Source organism: Streptomyces sp. NPDC055400, assembly GCF_053644375.1.
Genome location: NZ_JBSHLM010000002.1, coordinates 58,168 through 76,397, shown reverse-complemented (window position 1 = coordinate 76,397; position 18,230 = coordinate 58,168). Strand labels below are relative to the sequence as shown.

General features: G+C 69.7%; 14 protein-coding genes and 2 pseudogenes. 10 read left to right on the top strand and 6 right to left on the bottom strand.

Features of this window, described 5'->3' with window-relative positions; all coding sequences use genetic code 11:
• Positions 1 to 162 precede the first annotated feature (162 nt).
• The 4 genes and pseudogenes from ACWIGU_RS04660 to ACWIGU_RS04645 all read left to right on the top strand — a co-directional run.
• Positions 163 to 639 (top strand): hypothetical protein, encoded by a 477-nt coding sequence (locus ACWIGU_RS04660; RefSeq protein WP_454397413.1) that lies wholly within the window; start codon positions 163 to 165, stop codon positions 637 to 639.
• 45 nt (positions 640 to 684) lie between these two features.
• A complete protein-coding gene (locus tag ACWIGU_RS04655) occupies positions 685 to 1,026 on the top strand; it encodes a hypothetical protein (RefSeq protein WP_454397411.1) in 342 nt (113 codons plus the stop codon).
• 237 nt (positions 1,027 to 1,263) lie between these two features.
• Positions 1,264 to 3,867 carry a PEP/pyruvate-binding domain-containing protein gene (locus tag ACWIGU_RS04650; RefSeq protein WP_454397409.1) on the top strand — a complete coding sequence of 868 codons (2,604 nt, stop codon included), beginning with the start codon at positions 1,264 to 1,266 and terminating at the stop codon, positions 3,865 to 3,867.
• Between the two features lie 415 nt (positions 3,868 to 4,282).
• A pseudogene (locus tag ACWIGU_RS04645) lies at positions 4,283 to 4,417 on the top strand (response regulator transcription factor); the annotation flags it as partial.
• Positions 4,418 to 4,642: 225 nt separating this feature from the next.
• Here the strand turns inward: ACWIGU_RS04645 and ACWIGU_RS04640 are convergent.
• The 5 genes from ACWIGU_RS04640 to ACWIGU_RS04620 all read right to left on the bottom strand — a co-directional run bounded on the left by ACWIGU_RS04640 (position 4,643) and on the right by ACWIGU_RS04620 (position 11,499).
• A complete protein-coding gene (locus tag ACWIGU_RS04640; RefSeq protein WP_454397408.1) occupies positions 4,643 to 5,152 on the bottom strand; it encodes a hypothetical protein in 510 nt (169 codons plus the stop codon).
• Positions 5,153 to 5,396: 244 nt separating this feature from the next.
• Positions 5,397 to 6,137: a heparin lyase I family protein gene (locus ACWIGU_RS04635; protein ID WP_454397406.1), complete on the bottom strand. Its 741-nt coding sequence runs from the start codon at positions 6,135 to 6,137 to the stop codon at positions 5,397 to 5,399.
• 84 nt (positions 6,138 to 6,221) lie between these two features.
• Entirely contained in the window at positions 6,222 to 8,651 is a 2,430-nt protein-coding gene (locus tag ACWIGU_RS04630; protein WP_454397404.1) for a polysaccharide lyase 8 family protein, read from the bottom strand.
• 119 nt (positions 8,652 to 8,770) lie between these two features.
• The gene (locus ACWIGU_RS04625) at positions 8,771 to 9,886 is read right to left on the bottom strand and encodes a substrate-binding domain-containing protein (RefSeq protein ID WP_454397402.1); all 1,116 of its coding nucleotides are present in this window, start codon (positions 9,884 to 9,886) and stop codon (positions 8,771 to 8,773) included.
• Between the two features lie 245 nt (positions 9,887 to 10,131).
• Entirely contained in the window at positions 10,132 to 11,499 is a 1,368-nt protein-coding gene (locus tag ACWIGU_RS04620) for a hypothetical protein (RefSeq protein WP_454397400.1), read from the bottom strand.
• A 174-nt stretch (positions 11,500 to 11,673) separates the two neighbouring features.
• Here ACWIGU_RS04620 and ACWIGU_RS04615 point away from each other — a divergent pair, with 174 nt between their 5' ends.
• A complete protein-coding gene (locus tag ACWIGU_RS04615) occupies positions 11,674 to 11,931 on the top strand; it encodes a hypothetical protein (RefSeq protein ID WP_454397398.1) in 258 nt (85 codons plus the stop codon).
• 153 nt (positions 11,932 to 12,084) lie between these two features.
• Here ACWIGU_RS04615 and ACWIGU_RS04610 read toward each other — a convergent pair.
• Positions 12,085 to 12,755 (bottom strand): annotated as a pseudogene (locus ACWIGU_RS04610) (Pr6Pr family membrane protein).
• A gap of 299 nt (positions 12,756 to 13,054) precedes the next feature.
• On the opposite strand from ACWIGU_RS04610, the gene ACWIGU_RS04605 reads away from it, so the two are divergent.
• The 5 genes from ACWIGU_RS04605 to ACWIGU_RS04585 all read left to right on the top strand — a co-directional run bounded on the left by ACWIGU_RS04605 (position 13,055) and on the right by ACWIGU_RS04585 (position 18,211).
• On the top strand, positions 13,055 to 13,252 hold the full coding sequence (locus tag ACWIGU_RS04605; RefSeq protein WP_454397396.1) for a hypothetical protein: 198 nt from the start codon (positions 13,055 to 13,057) through the stop codon (positions 13,250 to 13,252).
• 439 nt (positions 13,253 to 13,691) lie between these two features.
• A complete protein-coding gene (locus ACWIGU_RS04600; protein WP_454397395.1) occupies positions 13,692 to 15,089 on the top strand; it encodes an MFS transporter in 1,398 nt (465 codons plus the stop codon).
• Positions 15,086 to 16,333, top strand: coding sequence for an alkyl sulfatase dimerization domain-containing protein (locus tag ACWIGU_RS04595; RefSeq protein ID WP_454397393.1), 1,248 nt, complete (start codon positions 15,086 to 15,088; stop codon positions 16,331 to 16,333). Before ACWIGU_RS04600 ends, ACWIGU_RS04595 begins: the two co-directional genes overlap by 4 nt.
• A 41-nt stretch (positions 16,334 to 16,374) precedes the next feature.
• A complete protein-coding gene (locus tag ACWIGU_RS04590; RefSeq protein WP_454397391.1) occupies positions 16,375 to 17,085 on the top strand; it encodes a TetR/AcrR family transcriptional regulator in 711 nt (236 codons plus the stop codon).
• 169 nt (positions 17,086 to 17,254) lie between these two features.
• A complete protein-coding gene (locus ACWIGU_RS04585; protein ID WP_454397389.1) occupies positions 17,255 to 18,211 on the top strand; it encodes an endo-beta-N-acetylglucosaminidase H in 957 nt (318 codons plus the stop codon).
• The last annotated feature ends 19 nt before the right edge of the window (positions 18,212 to 18,230 follow it).

Sequence of the window (18,230 nt, the reverse complement as noted above, 5' to 3'; positions counted from 1 at the left end):
ATGATGTCCGGCGCATGCACCGGGCCACATCCGTCCGATCCCGTCAAACCCGCGACTGATGATCCGGCTGTCTCGGACCCTGCATCCCCGCTCCCGACTCGCACGGGTTCCTCGGCACCTCGCCTTGAGGCGCTCGGACCGGCGCCGGCGGACCTGCACGATGTGGACTGGACGAACACGCCCATCCCGGGTGAGTTCTGCGCCGTGCCGGGACTCGTGCGGTTCGACGCCAACGGCGAAGCCAGAGCCAATTCGAAGAAGTGGGGGCCGGCACGCCTCGTTCTCGGGAAGAACGTCATCTACGGCGACATCGACACCGACAACCGGGACGAGGCTGCCGTCTACGTCGGCTGCGGGGACGACCGTGGTGGGAATGAGCAATTCACCGCCGCCTACCTGGTGTTCACCCACACGGGAGACAGCCTCGCCGTCCTCGGTTCGGTCACCCCACAGCAGAATCCGCCGGGCCCATACCCCACGGCTCTCACGCAGCTCGATTTCGCGCCTGGCCGGATCGTCGCGCACGAGAAGTGGTGGCGCTCCACCGACGCTCACTGCTGCCCCAGTGGCAACGCCACCACCATCTGGACCCGTGAGGGAAACCGGCTGACACCGGGTGACCCCCGTATCACCTCGTGACTTTTCCACCGTCACGCCGAGGCAAGGGAATGGGAAATTGGCTCCATGGAGGAACAGACACCTGCCGAGCAGGCCCTGAGCCGCTCGTACGTCACCGCTGACGGACTCCGTTTCTACGTCGTCAAGTTGTCGGTCGAGCACCATCAGGACCGCAGCGCGACGTTCACGTACCTGCTCACTGTGGGCCCCCGAGGCCGCCCTGATGAGGGTTGGGAAGTCGCACTGCCCTGGGACGACAAGTCCTGGACGGATGTGCTCACCTCGCCCGCGCCTCCCCCCGACCGACTGCGGCAGCTCGTACACCTCGTGCATGCCCATCTGGAGGAGTGGTGGGACACGAAGGCGCACAACCGGCGATCGGCGAAGATGGGGCACCGGCTTGCCTGACGCCCTCTCCCGCAAATGTCCGGTTTCGCTACCAGGGTGCTTGGGCGAGATGAGGGAGGGGGTGGTCCGCTGCCCTCGCGGGCGGTGGGCCACACGCTGCTGGTATCTGAGGTCGGGTCTGTGGCTGTCGGTGAAGGTGAGGCCCGGCGGATTGACGTACACCCTTTATTCATCGCATGCTGAATAAGGGTACGGTCCAGCGTCACTGGACGTTCACCACAGGCAGGAGGGAACGCCATGCCGCTCGTCCTCGACTTCGGTTCCATTGACGCCACGATGCTGGACACCGTGGGCGGCAAGGCCGCGAACCTCGGCGAACTGACCAGGGCCGGGCTGCCCGTGCCGCAGGGCTTCTGTGTCACCACTGACGCGTACCGGATGATCTCGGCCACGGACGGTCTCGCGGGCCTGCGGCCCGACAAGGCGAGGCAGCGGATCCTCGAGACGGTGGTGCCGGGGGAGTTGAGAGAGGCGATTCTCGCCGCGTATGCGGAATTCGGCGACGACGTGCCCGTCGCGGTGCGTTCCAGTGCCACGGCCGAAGACCTGCCGTTCGCGAGCTTCGCCGGGCAGCAGGACACATATCTGAACGTCGTCGGCGCGGACGCCGTCGTCGACGCGGTGCGCCACTGCTGGGCATCGCTGTGGACCGACCGCGCGGTGAGCTACCGCGAGACCAACGGCATCGACCACGGCTCGGTCCACCTGGCCGTCGTCGTGCAGCGGATGGTGGCATCGGCGGTGTCCGGCGTGATGTTCACCGCGAACCCCGTCACCGGCAAGCGCGATCAAGTGGTCATCGACGCCAGCCCCGGCCTCGGGGAGGCCGTCGTCTCCGGGGCGGTCAACCCTGACCACTTCGTCGTAGACGCAGCGGGCGGGGCGGGCGGCGCAGACGGAGCGGTCGGCGGCGAGATCGTCGAACGGCGTTTGGGCGACAAGCGCTTCCTCATCTGTCCGCTGGCGGGTGGTGGCACGGAGAAGGTCGACATCGGTGAGAATCACGCGCCCTGCCTCACGGACCGCCAGATCCTCGAACTCGCCGAACTCGGCGCCAAGGTGCAGGCACTGTACGGAAGTCCGCAGGACACCGAGTGGGCGATCGACGCGTGGGGCGAGCTGCACCTCACCCAGTCACGGCCCATCACCACGCTGTTCCCGGTGCCCGAACGCGCCGACGACCACGACGGCTTCCACGTGTACTTCTGCTTCAGCCTCGCGCAGGGCCTGGAGCGGCCGATCACCCCGGCCGGGCGCGCCGCGCTCCGGGAGATCGCCGGGGCCGTCGGCCGGATCGTCATCGGTGACCCGAGGCCGGACGGCTACGCCGAGTCCGCGGGCCGCGTCTTCATCGACGTCACCAACGTCCTGCGCAGCAGGACGGGAAGGGCCTTCTTCCCGCGCGTACTCGACGTCATGGAGGCACGGTCGGCAGAGGTCCTGCGCGGCCTGTACGACGATCCGCGCCTGTCCCTGACGCATACGTCACCATGGCCCGCGGTCAAGCGAGTGGCGCGCCTCGCCCGCAGGTTCCACGCAGTCTCCACGGCGCTGCGTGCCCTCGCCGACCCCGAGGCGGCGGTGCGGCGCGCACGGAGCACGGAGGTGAAACTCCTCCAGACGGCCGAGAAGAAGTCCATCGAGGAAGCCCTGCGCGACTGCGTGGTCCCTGTGCTGCCCACGGTCGCCCCGACCGCCCTGGTGGGCTTCGCGATGCTGGCGCTCACCAGCAAGCTCGTCCGTGCGGAACCCGGCGAGCTGCAGACGCTTCTGCGCGGCCTGCCGAACAACGTCACCACAGAGATGGACCTCGACCTGTGGCACCTGGCGCGTAAGATCCGTGAGGACCCAGACGTGGTACGGGTGTTCCAGGACGACGACGTCGAGGAGCTGGTGGCCCGCTATCGCGACGGTGAGTTGCCCGAGGCCGCACAGCACGGCATCCTCGCCTTTTTGGACCAGTGGGGTCACCGCGCCGTCGCCGAGATCGACCTCGGTCTGCCGCGCTGGTCCGACGACCCCACCTATGTCATCGGCGTCGTCCGCAACTACCTGCGCCTGGACGACGAACAGGCCCAGCCGGACGCGGTGTTCGCGCGCGGAGCGGCCGAGGCGGAGGCGATGATCGACCGGCTCGCGCGGCGTGCGAAGGGGCGCGGCCGCCTGGTCCGGTTCGCGTTGCACCGCACCCGGATGCTGGCCGGCCTGCGCGAGTACCCGAAGTATCTGGCGATCACGCTCTTCGGCGCCCTCCGCGAGCGCATCGCCGAGCGGGGAGCCGAACTGCACGCACAGGGACGCATCGGCGCCGCACAGGACGTCTTCTTCCTGGACTTCGAGGAGATGCGCGGGGCGCATGCCGACCTGCGCCAGAGGGTCGCCGAGCGGAAAGCGGAGTACGAGCGGGAGATGCGCCGCAGGCGCATCCCGCGCGTCCTCCTCTCCGACGGCACGGAACCCGAGGTGACACAGCACGCGCAGGCCACGCCCCACGCGCCCGGTGACCTGGTCGGCACCGCGGCGTCGGCGGGCGAGATCACCGGCCACGCGCGCGTGGTGACCGATCCGGTCGGAGCGCACTTGGAGCCGGGCGAGATCCTGGTTGCCCCGTCCACCGATCCGGGCTGGACCCCGCTGTTCCTGACGGCGGGAGGGCTCGTGATGGAGATGGGCGGCGCCAACTCCCATGGTGCGGTCGTGGCCCGCGAATACGGCATCCCGGCGGTGGTCGGCGTACGGGACGCGGTGGTGCGGATCCGGACCGGCGACGTCATCACGGTGGACGGGAGCATGGGCGTGGTGAGGGCGCACGGGGAGACTGCGGAGGAGCGGGGGCGGTAGGGGAGCGCGGATGGGGGTTGCGAAGGGCCCAATGGTTCAGCGGCTGACGGGTTCACGTTCCCGCAGCTCAGTGAGCATGACAGCTTGCCGTTCGCCGCCCCGTCCACCCTGCGCACCGGTGAGCCGGCGTCCTTGTCGCCCTTGACCAGGACGATCAGCGGGCCGTTGAAACCGGGGCCGAAGCCCTCGGCGAGCAGGTCGTATGCCTGCCGGGATGTGGTCGCCTCTGGGTCGTTGCCGGAGTCGGCGAAGCCCAGGCGCATGCTCAGTGCCGGTGCGGACAGGGCCAGCAGGGCGATGACGCCGACCAGCAGGGTCGGAATCGGGCGGCGCTGCACGGCCCGGGCCATGGCCCGCCAGCGGCCGCCTTCGGTCTTGCCCTTGGCCGTCTCCTTGGCCGCTTGCTTGAGCGTCAGCAGCGCGCCTGGTGGTGTCACCGTTGACGGCGAAGACCCACGTCAGCCGCATCATGGCAAAGCTCGGAGCGCGGGACAGGTCACAAGTCGTGGTCCTGGCGTACGAGTGTGGAATGGTCAGCCCTGGCTGGCTGGCCGACCAGCCAGGCGTACCACGACGCGGCGGCCCGCCGGCACTCAGTCCCCCCACTCGTCGTCGCGAGACCTTCGCTCGCTGTGGCCACATCCTGGTGCCCGTCGACGTCGTGAAGGGATCGCACCGTCCAGACCGAAAGATCGTCAACGACCGCCAACGGGCCATTCCGCGAGGCACCGTTACGGGCGGAGTGCGGCAGGCGCCTGCATGGTTAACGGGGAGGTCAGCCGCGGCGGGTGTGCTGTGCGCCCCAGAACACGGAACGGGCGGCCCGGATGCGGGCTGCTTGGCGCTCGGGATCGCGGGCATGGGCGTACGCGGTGGCCAGGGTCTCGAGGTCGGCGAGGCGGCCGCTGCCGTCCGGCGGGGTACGCCACAGGAAGGCGTGGCGCTGAACGCCCGCGATCCCGTCTGCGCCGGGGGAGGGGAGGACCAGGTCGTCGCCGGTGGTGAGCAGCACGCTGTGGCGGTCGGGCTGCCAGTTCTTGGCGGTGCCGGGCTCGGCGAGGAAGTAGAAGGCCGGGCGGCGCTGGAGGTGTTCCTCGAGGACCGGGACCTGCTGGGCCAGATCACCGAGTTCCCACAGAACGGTGAGGGCGAGCGGCTGGAACAGCCGTAGCACATCGAACCGGACGCCGGCCGGTATCGAGGCCAGGTGTGGCGGCTTCTCCCACTGCTCATACACCAGTGCGGGATCGGGGTGACACGCGGTCAACCACTGTGTCCCGTCCATGAGTTCACCGTAAGCCTCTTCGGGACGCCTGTCAGGTGAATGCCATGCTCGACGGTTGGCGGTTGCCGGCGGTGAACCGGCTGCAGGGGACGGAGGCCGGCTCCGCCGTCACGGAGAGAGGCGGCGGAGCCGCTGGCTGCTGCACGAGCCGCGGGCACGCCCCTTTGCGCACTCGACGTCGTGTCCGCCAGGTGACCGGACGTGCCAGGGGCGCCTGACGGGAGCCCCTGGCAAGGGTGCTCGTCTAGTCGACGTCCGCGCGGGACTGGCCCAGCTTCAGGTCGTCGATCCAGACGTGGGAGTTGACGCCGTTGATGCCGGTGCCGTACGTGCCCCACCGGGGGTTGTTGCCCATGTCGTCCCAGGTGCGGACGCCGCTCTTGCCGGCGACCTTGGTGCCGTCCATCCACACCTCGAACGAGCCTGTGCTGTCCGAGCGGGTGGTGATGCCCAGCTCGAGCTTGTGCCAGCTGCCGGCCGTCCACGCTTTGGTACCGACCGACTGCCACGTCTCGCCCGGCGCGACGTACCAGACCTTCAGCTGGCCGCCCTCGACCTTCATGAGGACCGGGTAGTTCTGCTGCTGCTGGTCACCGGTGCCCCAGGACTTCCACTGGAACACGGTCTGGGCGTTGTCCGAGTTCGTGTCGAAGTACCAGCCCCACCAGTAGGTGGAGTTGTTGCTCCACGTGCGGCCCGCGGCGCCCGCCGCCTCACAGCGGTCGATCCCCGCCGGCTTGTTGAGGCTGAAGATGTCGCCGTGGCCGTCGTTCCAGTTCGTCGTCGAGATCTGTCCGCCGTCGCAGGCGGTGTAGTCGAAGGCGGCGGCGCCGGAGGCGGGGTTGGCTGTCCAGAGGACGGCCGCGTTGGCGGGCGACGCCGTCAGGAGTGTCATCGCGGCGCCGATCGCCGCCGGGGCGAGCAGGAGCTTGCCGGTCTTGGCGCGCGCGGCGCCAAGGGCGGAACGGACGTTGCGTCGTTGCACAGTCTTCTCCTTGGTGGGGGGAGATTGGTGAGGGGAGAGTCGTGCCCGGGCCCGCCCCCGTCGGCGGGCCCGGGCGTGGGGAGGTCAGCCGAGCTTGACCTTGATCTTCTGGGGCGCGCCGAAGGCGCCGGTGAGGTCACCGAAGGTGAGCTTGAGAGAGGCGCCCGTGGTGGCGGCGGTGACCGCGGCCGGCCTGGAGAGCACCTTCGACACCCGCTTGTGCCAGGTGACCTGGAGGGACACGGCCCGGCGGGCCGGGTCGGAGACGACCACCGTGGCGGTGCCGTCGCGGTGCTCGCGGATCAGGACGGAGGCGGGGGCGCTCGCGGTGACCTTGTCCACCGTGCCCGCGGCCCAGAAGTTGACCGCGGTCAGGCCGAGTCCGGCGACGTGTACGCCCTGCTGGTCGCCGGTGTTGGCCAGGATCCTCAACCAGCCCCGGTCTCCGGCGCGTTGGGCCGTGGTCCTTGCACTGGCGCCGGGCAGGAGAACGTAGGCGTACGTGGCATCCGTGGGGTCGCTGCCGTGGTCGGTGTAGAGGGTGAGGTAGCGGCGGGTGATCGGGTCGGCGGGGCCGCCGGTGTTGATGTCCTTCCAGGCGCCGGTGCGCTCCTCGCGGACCGCGCTCAGCCGGGCCCCGAGCGGGAAGACGTACCCGGCGTGGCCCGCGACGTGTGCCCACTCGGCGTCCTCGAAGGTGCGGCTCCAGCCCTGTTGCCCCGGCTGGGACCTGCCGTCGACCGTCAGCGCGGGGGCACCGGCGGCGCCGAGGGCGCGGTTGTCGACCGTGGTCTCCACCGCGTACCCGTCGGTGGAGGTGATGCCCGCGCCGAGGCAGACGACGGAGTCGTCCAGCCAGAACCAGGACTTCTTCGCGTTCATGGTGGACTCGAGGCCCTTGAGGTGCTGGCCGGTGGCGCCGAACTCGCCGTCGGTGGTGCCGCCGACCCAGTCGACGTCCGGACACGGCTGGCCCCAGTTGCCGCCTTGGCCGTCGGCGAGCGGCTTGCGGGAGGCGGTGATGCCGGGGAGGCGGTACGGGTCGACGGTGGGCCAGAAGGCGTCGGAGTACTGCTCCAGGCCGAAGTCGGAGCCCCACCAGGAAAGCCAGCCGGCACCGGTGTGGTAGCCGCGGGCGTGCTCGCCGTTGCCGAACTCGTAGTGGGCGATCCGCCTGGAGGCCATGGAGACCGAGGCGGCCCAGTCGCGGCGGCGGTGCGTGACGCGGTCCATGTTGTGGAAGAGCCGGTGCTCGACGGGCTCGGGAGCGGGCTTGACCGTGGTGTCGTCCAGCACGTCCTGGAGCTGCGCCGCCCGGTTCAGGCTCAGACCGGGGCTCTTCAGCGGCGGGGCGTAGTAGTCCCGCTGCATCCAGCCCTTGACCATGGCTCGCCACCGGGCGTTCTCCTCCGGAGCGGCCCCCTGGCCTATCAGCACGAGGGTGCCGAGGAGGCCGATGGCGCGGGTGTGCTCGGAGGTTCCGAAGCGGCTGATGCCGCGGGAGGACACGTTGTCCATGATCAGGCCGTTGTGGATGAACGGGGCGATGGCCTTGTCGACGGTGTCGAGGAAGAGCTGGGTGTTGGGGTCGTTCAGCTCCCAGGCGGAGCCGCGCAGCAGGGCCAGCAGGCGGCCGACGCCATCGTGGAGCACGGCGCCGTAGCCGCCGATGTAGGGGACGTTACGGTGCTGGATGAACGATCCGTCGGCGTAGAAGCCGTCCCCGGTGGTGACGTAAGGGAAGACCGGGGCGAGGGACCCGGCGGCGAGTTCGACCTTCGCCCTGTCCTCGCCCACGATGCCGCGCAGGATGACGCTGCGGCACAGGTCGACGCGGTTGGCACCGGTGCTGGTGCCGGAGTATTTGTCGAAGACCGAGTCCGGGACGAAGTGGTCGACGGCGGCGCAGAACTTCGTGATCTGCTCGGTGGTGAGATGGTCATGGACCAGGACGCAGGTGTCCATGAGGGCCTGAGGCGCGCCTATCTGGAAGTTCCACCAGTTGCCGTACTGCTGGGTGGCCGTGTTGAAGACCTCGGAGTTGACGTGGTCGAGGCCTGTCAGGACCGCGTCCAGCACCCCGACGTCCCCCGTCAGCCCGGTGCCGGGCTGCGCCCACGCCTGGGCCATGGCGCCCAGCCTGCTGTAACTGTCGTTCATCTTTGCCGAGAAGGCGTACGACGCTGCGTCGGTGTTCGGGTCCGGGTCCGCCCACACCGCGTCGGGCCACAGCGAGCCGCTCGCCGGGGCCATGGTGGAGAGGTGCTTCTGCGCGGTCGTACCGAGATTGGCGAGCAGGGTCTTGAACGGTTCGGCCGTGGGACTGAAACCGGTCCCGAGCACGAGATCTCGCCACTTGGCCCGCAGCGCGGCGAACTCCTCGCTGCCGGCGGCGGGTTCGGCGGCGGAGGCGGTGAACGAGGGGGCGGCCGCGGCCGTACCCGAGAGCCCGAGGGCCAGAGCGGTGCCCCCGGCAGCGTGGAGGAAGGCGCGGCGACGCACGGAAGAAGCCATGGGGAACCAATCTGTGCAAGACGGGAATCTCGCCGACTCGAGTGCGGCATGTCGTTGCGCAGCTTGGGTTCCGGCTCTGACCGGCGTCAAGACTGGAAGGCGAAACGGCCAATAATCGGTCAGTGGCTGGGCACTTGGGCGGACTCCGGAGCGCCGCAGGATTTCCTCACCCGGAGCCGCGGGAGCCATTCGACGGCGGAGTGCTCCACGCCGGGATCCTCGATGCGGCGCAGCAACAGCTTCACCGCGGTCTCGCCGAGCGCGTGGTTCGCGGGGGAGACCGAGGTCATGGGTGTGTCGGTGAGAGCCGCGATCTCGTCGTTGTAGCAGACGAGCGCGAAGTCCTCGGGCACGCGGACCCCTTGGGCCAGTAGCCACTGGAGCAGGTTGGCCGCGTCGGTGTCGTCGTGGACGAGGGCGGCCCGTATCGCCCCCGAGGTGATCAGGGCGGTCAGCCGCTCGGCGTGGTTGTCGAACTCGCCGTAGTGCCCGTGGAGGTCGGTCGTCGAGGAGATGTCGTCGTCGGGGAGGCCGAGCGTGTCGATCGCTGCCTGGTAGCCGCGGCGGATGTGGGGCCAGGTGTGCGTGTTCCTGGAGAGCAGAGCGATGCGCCGGTGCCCGAGGCCGGCCAGGTGCCGTACGGCCATCGAGGCGCCGCCCGCGTGGTCCGAGGCCGCCCTGTCGAGGTTCGCCCCGGGCAGTCCCAGCGGGATCCGGCGTTCCACGAGTACGGTCGGCACCGGCAGCTCCGCCAGTTGGAGGGCGTCCGTCTCGGTGGGGCCGTGGATGCTCCAACTGGGGGTGAGGAGCATGCCGTTCACGCCGGACTCGAGCATGTTCCTGATCTGTGTGGCATCCCGGTCCCGGTGGTAGTCCGTGATGCCGACCAGCAGGCGCGCGCCGGCGGCGGTGACGGCCTCGCGGGCGCCGCGGATGACCGACTGGTAGAAGTAGTTGGCCGTAGGGACCACCATTCCCAGCAGGAGCCCGCTGGGGGACGGGGCGGGAGCCTTCCGGGCGAGCCGCGAATCGCGCGCGTTGAGCGGCGCGGTCGGCCAGGCCACGGAGCCGTGGAGCCTGCGGACGCGGCCGATGTCGGCCAGCGCTGTCACATCCCGCCGCACCGTTTCCACCGATGTGCCCAGCTCCGCGGCGAGTTCGGCCACCCGGACGCTCTCGCGCTCCCGCACGATCCGCAGCAGCCGCTTGTGCCGCTCCTCGACGCTCTCCCGCATCTCTCCCCCTCGCTCACGGCAGGTGCGAGGAGCATAGACCGGAGAACGTGGATTGTGTGACCGGTTAATGACCGAATAGGTGAGCGTTGCATGCGGAGGTGGGAGGATCCGCAGAGCAGGCGCGGCCCCTGGCGTAAAGGTCGTTCGTACGGTGGCGCGCTCCACCTGGACGCCCTGAACCACGCCCGCTCGTGGGCGGGCGCTGGGGGATCACCCAGCCACGCCAACTACCTCACCACGACTGTTCAATGCGCGTGGCGGGTCGAGCAGTCCTGTTGGTCGAAGGCGGTGGTCGTCGTGTTGTGGCCCGTGGGCAGGTACGGGCCCATCACCTGGGCCTCGTCGTCGCCGGTGCGGGTGTTCTGGGGGGCCTGGGTGAAGCCCTTGGCCGGGAGCATGTTGCGCAGCAGGAGCATGGCGTCGTCCAGGTCGCCGGCGCCGTCGCCGTTCTTCGGCCAGGCGATCCAGTCGACACCGCATGCGGCCGTGGCGTTCTTCGGACGGTCGCCGGGGCGGCTGACGACAACGGTGTAGTTGCCGTGCGCGTCGGGGTGCAGCTGCTCGTCGTAGAGGCAGCTCTGCGGTCCGTCGACGCGCGTGCTCCAGGCCTCGTACGCGCAGAGGGACCAGTAGCGCAACTGGCCCGACCCCATGCGGGGTTCGCGGCCACCGGTGCGGGGAGTGGTGGGCACCTTGCCGTGCAGGACGACGACGGGGCCGAGCTCGCGGTTGATCCGGGTGGAGACATAGGCGTTGTCGAGGTTGGAGTACTGGCCGACCGAGCGGGCGGGTGCCGGGGTGCACTTGTCCTCGTACTCGCACTGCCGGATCCACGCAGGTGTGTACGAGGCGTGCCACTCGACCGGGTCCTCGGCGGGGAAGCCGACGGGCTTGCCGGGCTGGTCGCGCACCTTCAGGTAGTCGTTGAGCGGCGTGACGCGGGGACCGAGCGCGTCCGGGTCGGGCTTCAGGGCGTCGCACAGGGCCTGTCCGGTGAGGCGTGTGCCGTCGGCCATGGTCACGGTGGGGGTGGGCAGTCCCACGCCGCCGGTCGCGTCGCGGCCGTGGTCCGGAACGTAGACGCGGTACATGACGGCCTGCGCGGTGCTGCTCGGCTGTCCGGCGTACAGGGTGTTGGGGACCTGCTCGGTCGGGTCCTTGGGGGGTGTGTCGGGCGACACCTGGACCGTCCAGGATCGCTTGGGGTAGGTGCGCTTCGCCCCCGCGAGATACGGGTTGCGTGATCCTGGGTCGGGCTGGATCTGCTGGTCGTTGAGCGCAGTGAGAGGCGCCGCGGTCGTCGCGTCGTAGGAGTTGAGCGACTGGTAACGGGCGTGTGCGTAGGCGCCGTTGAGGGTTAGCTTCGCGCCCTGGGGGAGTGTGTAGTTGCTGGACCAGTACAGGGCGTTGGTGTCCAGGTACGCGAAGTTGAGCTTGTCGCTGTCCGCGGTGAACGGGCCGGTCCAGAAGCAGGAGGAGTCGGCCTGGGAACCGGGGCGGGTGTGCGCCTCCGTGTCCGCCGAAGCATGCAGCGGGGCGAGGGCGGCGGCGAGCACCGTCGCCGCGGCGAGCGTGACGCGACGGACGCCGGGGCGTGTCGAAGGTGTGGGCATGGTGTTCCGTTCTCATCCACGTTGAGAGGTCCGGCCGGGGGCGGGCGAGGATCTGCGTCGTCGACCGTGGCGTGAATCTAGAAAGGGTTTAGCGTTTCGTCAATAACCTCGACACGCGCGCGACCCGCCGAAGTGCTCGCGGCTGCGCAGGTCATGCCCGCCTGAGGTGCTCGCATGACCAGTACCGAAGGTCACGCAGCCCGCATCCTGATCGGCTGCAGTGAGGCCGTGTCACCCGAGCGTGCGCGCGAGCTGAGCGTCGCCGTGCTGCGGGCCGCGCCTCTGATCGCCACCACAGGCCCCCAGCTCGCCGATCTCGCGCGCCGTGAGCAGCCCGACCTGGTCCTCACCGCGGTCGATCTGCCCGAGGAGGACGGTTTCTCGGTGGTCCGACGGCTGCGCGAGGGCGGGGACACCGTGCTCGTCATGTAAGTGACCGTCGCAGCGCCGCGAACGCACCTGGGGCCGGCAGGTGGCCGACGCGGCGGATCGCGCCCGCGCCCGGGTACGGCAGGAGCTCGATTTCGGTGACCGCGTTCTGCGCCCCCGGCCGGGGTGCAGAACGCGGTCCTGCGCTGTGCCGGCTCAGCGCCTTTGCGGGAGCACGCGATCCAGGCGCGTCAGCACCCACGCCGCCGCAAGGGCCACGGCCAGGACCGCGGCGATGTTCCGTACGGCTTTGGCGTATCCCACGTGGTCGACGTCCAGGAAGGGATACGGGTACCAGTGGGTGATCGCTCCGTGCGCCAGGGTGTACGCGATCCACAGCACGGGCCAGACGAAGGCGCGGCGAAAGGTGGCCTTGTCGATGCGTGGCGAGGCCCGAAGAGCAGCCAGCCGACCAGCGTTGCGGGCGGTGCGATGTAGTGGAATCCGATCGTGGCCCACAGGGCCGCGCCGCTCAGATGCACTTGGGACGCCAGGACCGTGAGGAAGACGATGCCGGTGATACCGATGCCGAGCAGCGTGTCAAGACGGAGCACGCGCCACAGCGGCCCGTCGCGGTCGGGGCGGATCACCAGAGACAGCGAGCACACGAGCACGAACAGGTTGCTCTGGACGGTGAAGTAGCTGAAGAGCCGCACCAGCCGCGTCAGGGTGCTCGCCTGGGTGTCCACGGTTGCGGAGTTGGCGTCGGCGCCGCCGGTGAAGATCAGTGTGAGCTGGATGGCGAGGGCGGCGAGGACCACGAGGAACAGAGGACCGTGCCAGAGCCTGGACGGCTGGAGCCACGGCGACTGCGAGCGGGGTGACATCGCCGAACGGTAGCAAGTCGGACACCTCGCACCGCACACCGCCGCCGCCCCAGGACGGCCGACTCAGGCGTCCTGGGGCGGCGGCTGTGCTCAGAGGATCGTGAGCGTATGGACGCTGTTCAGCTCCGAGACCGTGCCCAGGCCCAGGGTGCACCTCATGATCTGGGTCGAGGGTGACGTCATGGTCTCCACGAAGGAATGCCCGGCAAGCAGTCCCTTGGTGACGGTGCCGGTGAAGGTGTTGGTGAAGACCGCGCCGGCCAGGTTTGGACACCCGGTTCGCCTGCATGGTGCTCTTCTTGCCGTTGTTCCAGGTGATCTCCCAGCTGACCGTGGCGGTCGACAGGAGCTGCAGACATGAGCGGTTCGTGACGTTGCTGGAGTGGTGCGTGCCGCTGATGACGCCTGCCGCGGCACCGGTGCCCAGGCACGGTCCGTACTTCCGGTCGATCGTGCGGGTCGTGTCGGCGGGTGTCGAGGAGATGGGCGGATCGTAGACGGTGCGCGAGGTCCCCGTGCAGTTGAGGGTGTCGAGGCTCTCGGGGGCCGCTGCCGCGGTCGGTGTCACGATGGCGCCGAGGGTAGTGCCGGTGAGTAGCGCGGTGACCGCGGCGAGGGAACGCATGCGGGACATGGCAGCTCCTGGGGGGATGGCCTGTCGGGGAGGGAGGCCGCCCTGGTCGTACGGCGGACCGCTGTACGCGGGGCGCCCAGGTTGGGCGCGGACCTCTCGTTCCGCATGTCCCACTGCCCGGTGGTGCGCACCCCCGACGGGGGCGACGGCCACCCGATCGGGGGGCCGGTCCGTCGTGGTGCGCGGAGCGAACCGTGACCGAAGCATTGACGAGCTCCGGCGTTTCGCCAACCATGGAAGCCAGTTTAGCGAAATGCTAAATCCGAACCTCAAGTCGTCCGTCGAGACCGAGGAGTGAGCGGATGACCAGTGTCACCGCCGAGACGGCGACGGGCGTGGTGTCCGTGCCCCCGCACCGTCGCAGAGCCTGGGCCGTCACCGCCATGGTGGTGGTCCTCATGATGATCAACTTCGCGGACAAGACGGTGCTCGGTCTGGCCGCGGGACCGCTCTCCCGCGACCTCGGCCTGACGGCCGCCCAGTACGGGAGAGTCGCCAGCGCCTTCTATCTGCTGTTCAGCGTTTCCGCCGTGGTGACGGGACTGCTCGCGACGCGCTGGCGCACGACGGTGATCCTCGGCGTGCTCGCCGTCTTCTGGTCGCTGTCCGTCACGCCGGTGCTCGTCTTCGCCAGCCTTCCCGCGCTGTACGCGAGTCGGGTCGTGCTCGGTGCTGCCGAGGGGCCGACCGCGCCCCTGGTGGTGCACGCGGTGCAGAAGTGGTTCGTGCCCCGTGACCGGCCCGTCCCGGTCGCGCTCACGCAACTGGGGGGCGCTCTCGGCATCGTGGTCGTCTCGCCGCCTCTGGGCTGGCTGATTCAGCATCACGGCTGGCGGTCGGCATTCGTCGCCGTCGCCGTGGCGGGCCTTGTGTGGCTTGCGGGCTGGCTGGCCATCGGCCGGGAGGGGCCGCTGTACCACTACCGTCCCGACCTGTCCGACCAGGAACTGCGCGCGACTGCGCCGAGCCGAGACGCCCACGATGCGGCGATGACCGCCATGGCCGGCTGCGGTGAGCCCGAGCTCTCGTACAGTCGGCTCTTCCTCAACGGCACCTGGATCGGCAACATCGCCATGGGCGCCGCGGCGTACTGGACACTTGCCCTCAGCGTGGCCTGGCTGCCCCGCTACCTGGAAGGTGTGTGGCACCACGATGCCGCCGCGACCGGACGGCTCGTCACTCTGCCCGCCCTGCTCAGCGCGTTCGCTTTGGTGACGCTTCCCTGGCTGTCGGGCCGGTGGCGGCGGCGCGGAGCCTCGAGCCGGGTCTGCCGCGGCCTGGTCGCGGCGGCGGCCTGCGCCGTCTCGGGCCTCGCGCTGCTCGGTGCCGCCCATGCCACGGACGGCACGAACGCGCTGTGGTGCCTCATCGTCGGGTTCGGCCTGCCGAACGTCGTATTCCCCCTCGGCTTCCTCAACACCGCCGAGATCTGCCCGGTCTCGCGCCGCCCGGTCGTCCTCGCCGTCGGCACGGCCCTGGCATCGCTCACGGGTGTCCTCGCCCCGAGTGTGACCGGCGATCTCGTCGACGCCGGCGCGAGTGTGCGTGCGGGATTCGGCGACGCGCTGACGCTCGCCGCCGCCCTGCTGTTCGTCGCGGCCGTGCTGGGCGCGCTGCTCGTCGACCCGGGTCGAGAAGCGCGACGCTTCGGCCTCGTGCCCCCCGCCCCGGCCACCGCCTCACAAAAGGAGACCTCGTGACCGAGCCCAACCCGCTGCGCAGCAAGCCCCGGACGGAACGGATCGCCGACGGCGTGTATCTGCTCGTCCACCAGGGCAACGGCTTCGCCGTCGAGACCGACGAGGGGCTGCTCGTCGTCGACACCGGCCCCGAGCCGGACCTCGTGCCCGAGATCCTGGCAACGTTGCGCGCCCACACCGACGCACCTGTGCGCTGGATCGTCTACAGCCACGGCCACCAGGGCTACAACACCGGACTGTCCGGCTGGCTCGCGGACGCCGCGCGGCGCGGCGACCCCCGGCCGACGATCGTCGCCCACGACAACGTCGTACGCCGCTACCGCCGCTACCTGGAGACCGCGGGCCTGCAGAACCGGCTCAACTCCCTGCAGTTCCGGCGCGATCCGGCCACCTTCCCCGCCCGGCCCCGCCTCACGATGCCCGACCAGACCTACGACGGATCCCTCACCCTCGTCAACGGCGTACGCCTGCTGCACGCGCCGTCCGAGACGGACGACGTGACGGCTGTCTGGCTGCCCGAGAAGCGCATCCTGTACGGCTCCGCGGCCGTGATCTCCGGCATCCCGAACGTGGGAACCCCGCTGCGCACCCTGCGCGACCCGGTGCGCTGGGCCGACACCCTCGACCGGCTCGCCGCCCTCGAACCGCGCGTCGTCGTACCCGAGTTCGGCGCCGTCCGCACCGGCCCCGACGTGGAGACGCTCACCGCGACGTCGGCCGCCCTGCGCTGGCTGCGCCGGGCCACCGTCGAGCGGCTCAACGCGGGCATGACCGCCGACGAGATCGTGCACGACCTCGAGCTCCCCGCCCACCTCTTCGACGTGCCGTGGATGGCCGCCGGGTACGGACACCCCGACTTCGTGGTCCGCGACATCGTGCGGTCGGAGACCGGCTGGTGGGACGGCAACCCCACCGGACTGCATCCGTCGCGGCCGGACGAGGCCGAGGCGCTGCGGGCCGGCGCGATCACGGACAAGGAAGCGGTCCTGCAGAGGGCGCGGACACTCCGTGACGCGGGCCGGGTGCAGGACGCCCTGCACGTGGTGGACCTACTGGCATCGGCCCCCGGCATCGAACCGGAAGTGGTGGAGGCCCGCGCCCTGAAGGCCTCGCTGTGCCGTCTGCGCGCAACAGAAGCCACCAGCTATGTGTCCCGCAGCCTGTACCTGTCTGTGGCCGGCGCTCTGGAGGACCCGCGCGGGGACGCCGAACCCATCGCGTACCGTGAGGCGACTGCCCGCTGAGGACGGGCACGGCAGGAGGCGGAAGCAGGTGCGGTCACACGATGAAGCAGGCTAGGCAGAGCAAGGCGGCGATGGACAGCGAGGCCACCGGGCAGATGCTGGAGCGCGCCGCCCTGCAGCTCCTGGACCGGGACGGCGTACTCAACGGCCTCAACCTCCGTGAGGTCGCCGACGTCGCCGGTGTGAACCGCGGACTCGTCTACCACTACTTCGGATCGCGCCACGACCTGCTGCGCGCCGCCCTGCGCCGCACCGCTGAGACACGCAGGGAGCAGCTCCTCATCGAGGAGAAGCCCTCCCGCTTCAGCGAGCGGATGCTCCGCTCCTGGCGCGGCTGCCTGCATCACGCCTCGGCGTTCCGCCTCGTCTTCCTCCTTCTCCTGGACCGCGACCCGCAGCTCAAACTCATGCCGCTGCGGGAGACCACACAGGAGCGCCTCCAGTCGGACATCGACCAGGGATACGTCGCCGCCGACGCGGACCCGGTCGCCCTGCACACGTTCCTGAAGTCGGTGAACTACGGCTACGTCCTCACGCGCAAGCAGATGGCCAAGGAGTTCGGCATCGGCGTACGCGACCTGGACCAGCGGTTCGGCACCCTGCTGGAGCAGCTGTGCGCCGGTGTCGACGGCCCCGGGCCGAACAAGGAGGCGGAGGCGGACGGCCCTGTGCCGTCTGTCAGGCACCACGGTAACGACCGTCAATCCTCTGGTGCGACCGACCAGTCCGAGCCGCCGAACCTGACACCATGACGCGCCGGTGCACGGGGCATCAGGCTCGGCGCAGGCCGGGCAGGCGGTTGCGCAGGGTGCGTGGGAGTCGTGAAGAGTGCGCGCATGATTCTCGGGATTCGGTCATGGGAGCGGAAAACTCGGAAGGCTCACTCGGCGCTTTCGGACAGGCCGGGCGCCGCCCCATGCGATGGGAGACCGATCAACGAGGTTCACTCTGGTACGGAGCAGGGTGCGCACGGCCGCGCTCGCGCTCTCGGCCGTCGCGGCCCTCGCTTTCGGTTCGACCGCCATGACCGCAACGACCGGGGCGGCAGCGGCACCCGCTCCCGCACCCGCTCCCGCGAAAGAGGGACCGACCTCGGTGGCGTACGTCGAGGTGAACAACAACAGCATGCTCAACGTCGGCAAGTACACCCTCGCCAACGGCGGCGGCAACGTCTTCGACGTCGCCGTGATCTTCGCGGCGAACATCAACTACGACACGGGCACGAAGACGGGGACCTTGTACTTCAACGAGAACGTGCAGCGCGTCCTCGACAACGCCGCCACGGAGATACGGCCGTTGCAGCAGAAGGGCATCAAGGTGGTCCTCTCGGTACTCGGCAACCACCATGGCGCTGGCTTCGCCAACTTCCCCTCCCAGCAAGCGGCTTCGGCGTTCGCGAAACAACTGTCGGACACCGTGGCTGAGTACGGCCTCGACGGCGTCGACTTCGACGACGAGTACGCCGAGTACGGCAACAACGGCACCGGCCAGCCCAACGACAGCTCGTTCGTGTACCTGGTGACGGCGCTGCGCGCGAACATGCCGGACAAGATCATCAGTCTCTACAACATCGGCCCGGCCGCGTCGCGCCTCTCCTATGGCGGCGTCGACGTCTCGTCCAAGTTCGACTACGCCTGGAACCCGTACTACGGCACCTGGCAGGTCCCCGGCATCGCGCTGCCCAAGACGAAGCTGTCGCCGGCGGCTGTCGAGATCGGCGGGACCCCGCAGAGCACGGTCGCCGACCTCGCTCGCCGCACCGTCAGCGAGGGGTACGGCGTCTATCTGACGTACAACCTCGACGGCGCTGATCGCAGCGCCGACGTTTCCGCATTCACCGGGCAGCTGTACGGCAGTGACGCCGTTTACACGCCGTAAGAGTCGATCACCGCGCGCG

What these genes read in the sequence shown, in the direction of transcription:
- ACWIGU_RS04655 (WP_454397411.1), top strand. Translation starts at nt 685, where the DNA reads ATGGAGGAACAGACACCTGCCGAGCAGGCCCTGAGCCGCTCGTACGTC.
- ACWIGU_RS04650 (WP_454397409.1), top strand. Translation starts at nt 1,264, where the DNA reads ATGCCGCTCGTCCTCGACTTCGGTTCCATTGACGCCACGATGCTGGAC.
- ACWIGU_RS04640 (WP_454397408.1), bottom strand. Translation starts at nt 5,152, where the DNA reads ATGGACGGGACACAGTGGTTGACCGCGTGTCACCCCGATCCCGCACTG.
- ACWIGU_RS04630 (WP_454397404.1), bottom strand. Translation starts at nt 8,651, where the DNA reads ATGGCTTCTTCCGTGCGTCGCCGCGCCTTCCTCCACGCTGCCGGGGGC.
- ACWIGU_RS04625 (WP_454397402.1), bottom strand. Translation starts at nt 9,886, where the DNA reads ATGCGGGAGAGCGTCGAGGAGCGGCACAAGCGGCTGCTGCGGATCGTG.
- ACWIGU_RS04620 (WP_454397400.1), bottom strand. Translation starts at nt 11,499, where the DNA reads ATGCCCACACCTTCGACACGCCCCGGCGTCCGTCGCGTCACGCTCGCC.
- ACWIGU_RS04615 (WP_454397398.1), top strand. Translation starts at nt 11,674, where the DNA reads ATGACCAGTACCGAAGGTCACGCAGCCCGCATCCTGATCGGCTGCAGT.
- ACWIGU_RS04600 (WP_454397395.1), top strand. Translation starts at nt 13,692, where the DNA reads ATGACCAGTGTCACCGCCGAGACGGCGACGGGCGTGGTGTCCGTGCCC.
- ACWIGU_RS04590 (WP_454397391.1), top strand. Translation starts at nt 16,375, where the DNA reads ATGAAGCAGGCTAGGCAGAGCAAGGCGGCGATGGACAGCGAGGCCACC.
- ACWIGU_RS04585 (WP_454397389.1), top strand. Translation starts at nt 17,255, where the DNA reads ATGGGAGACCGATCAACGAGGTTCACTCTGGTACGGAGCAGGGTGCGC.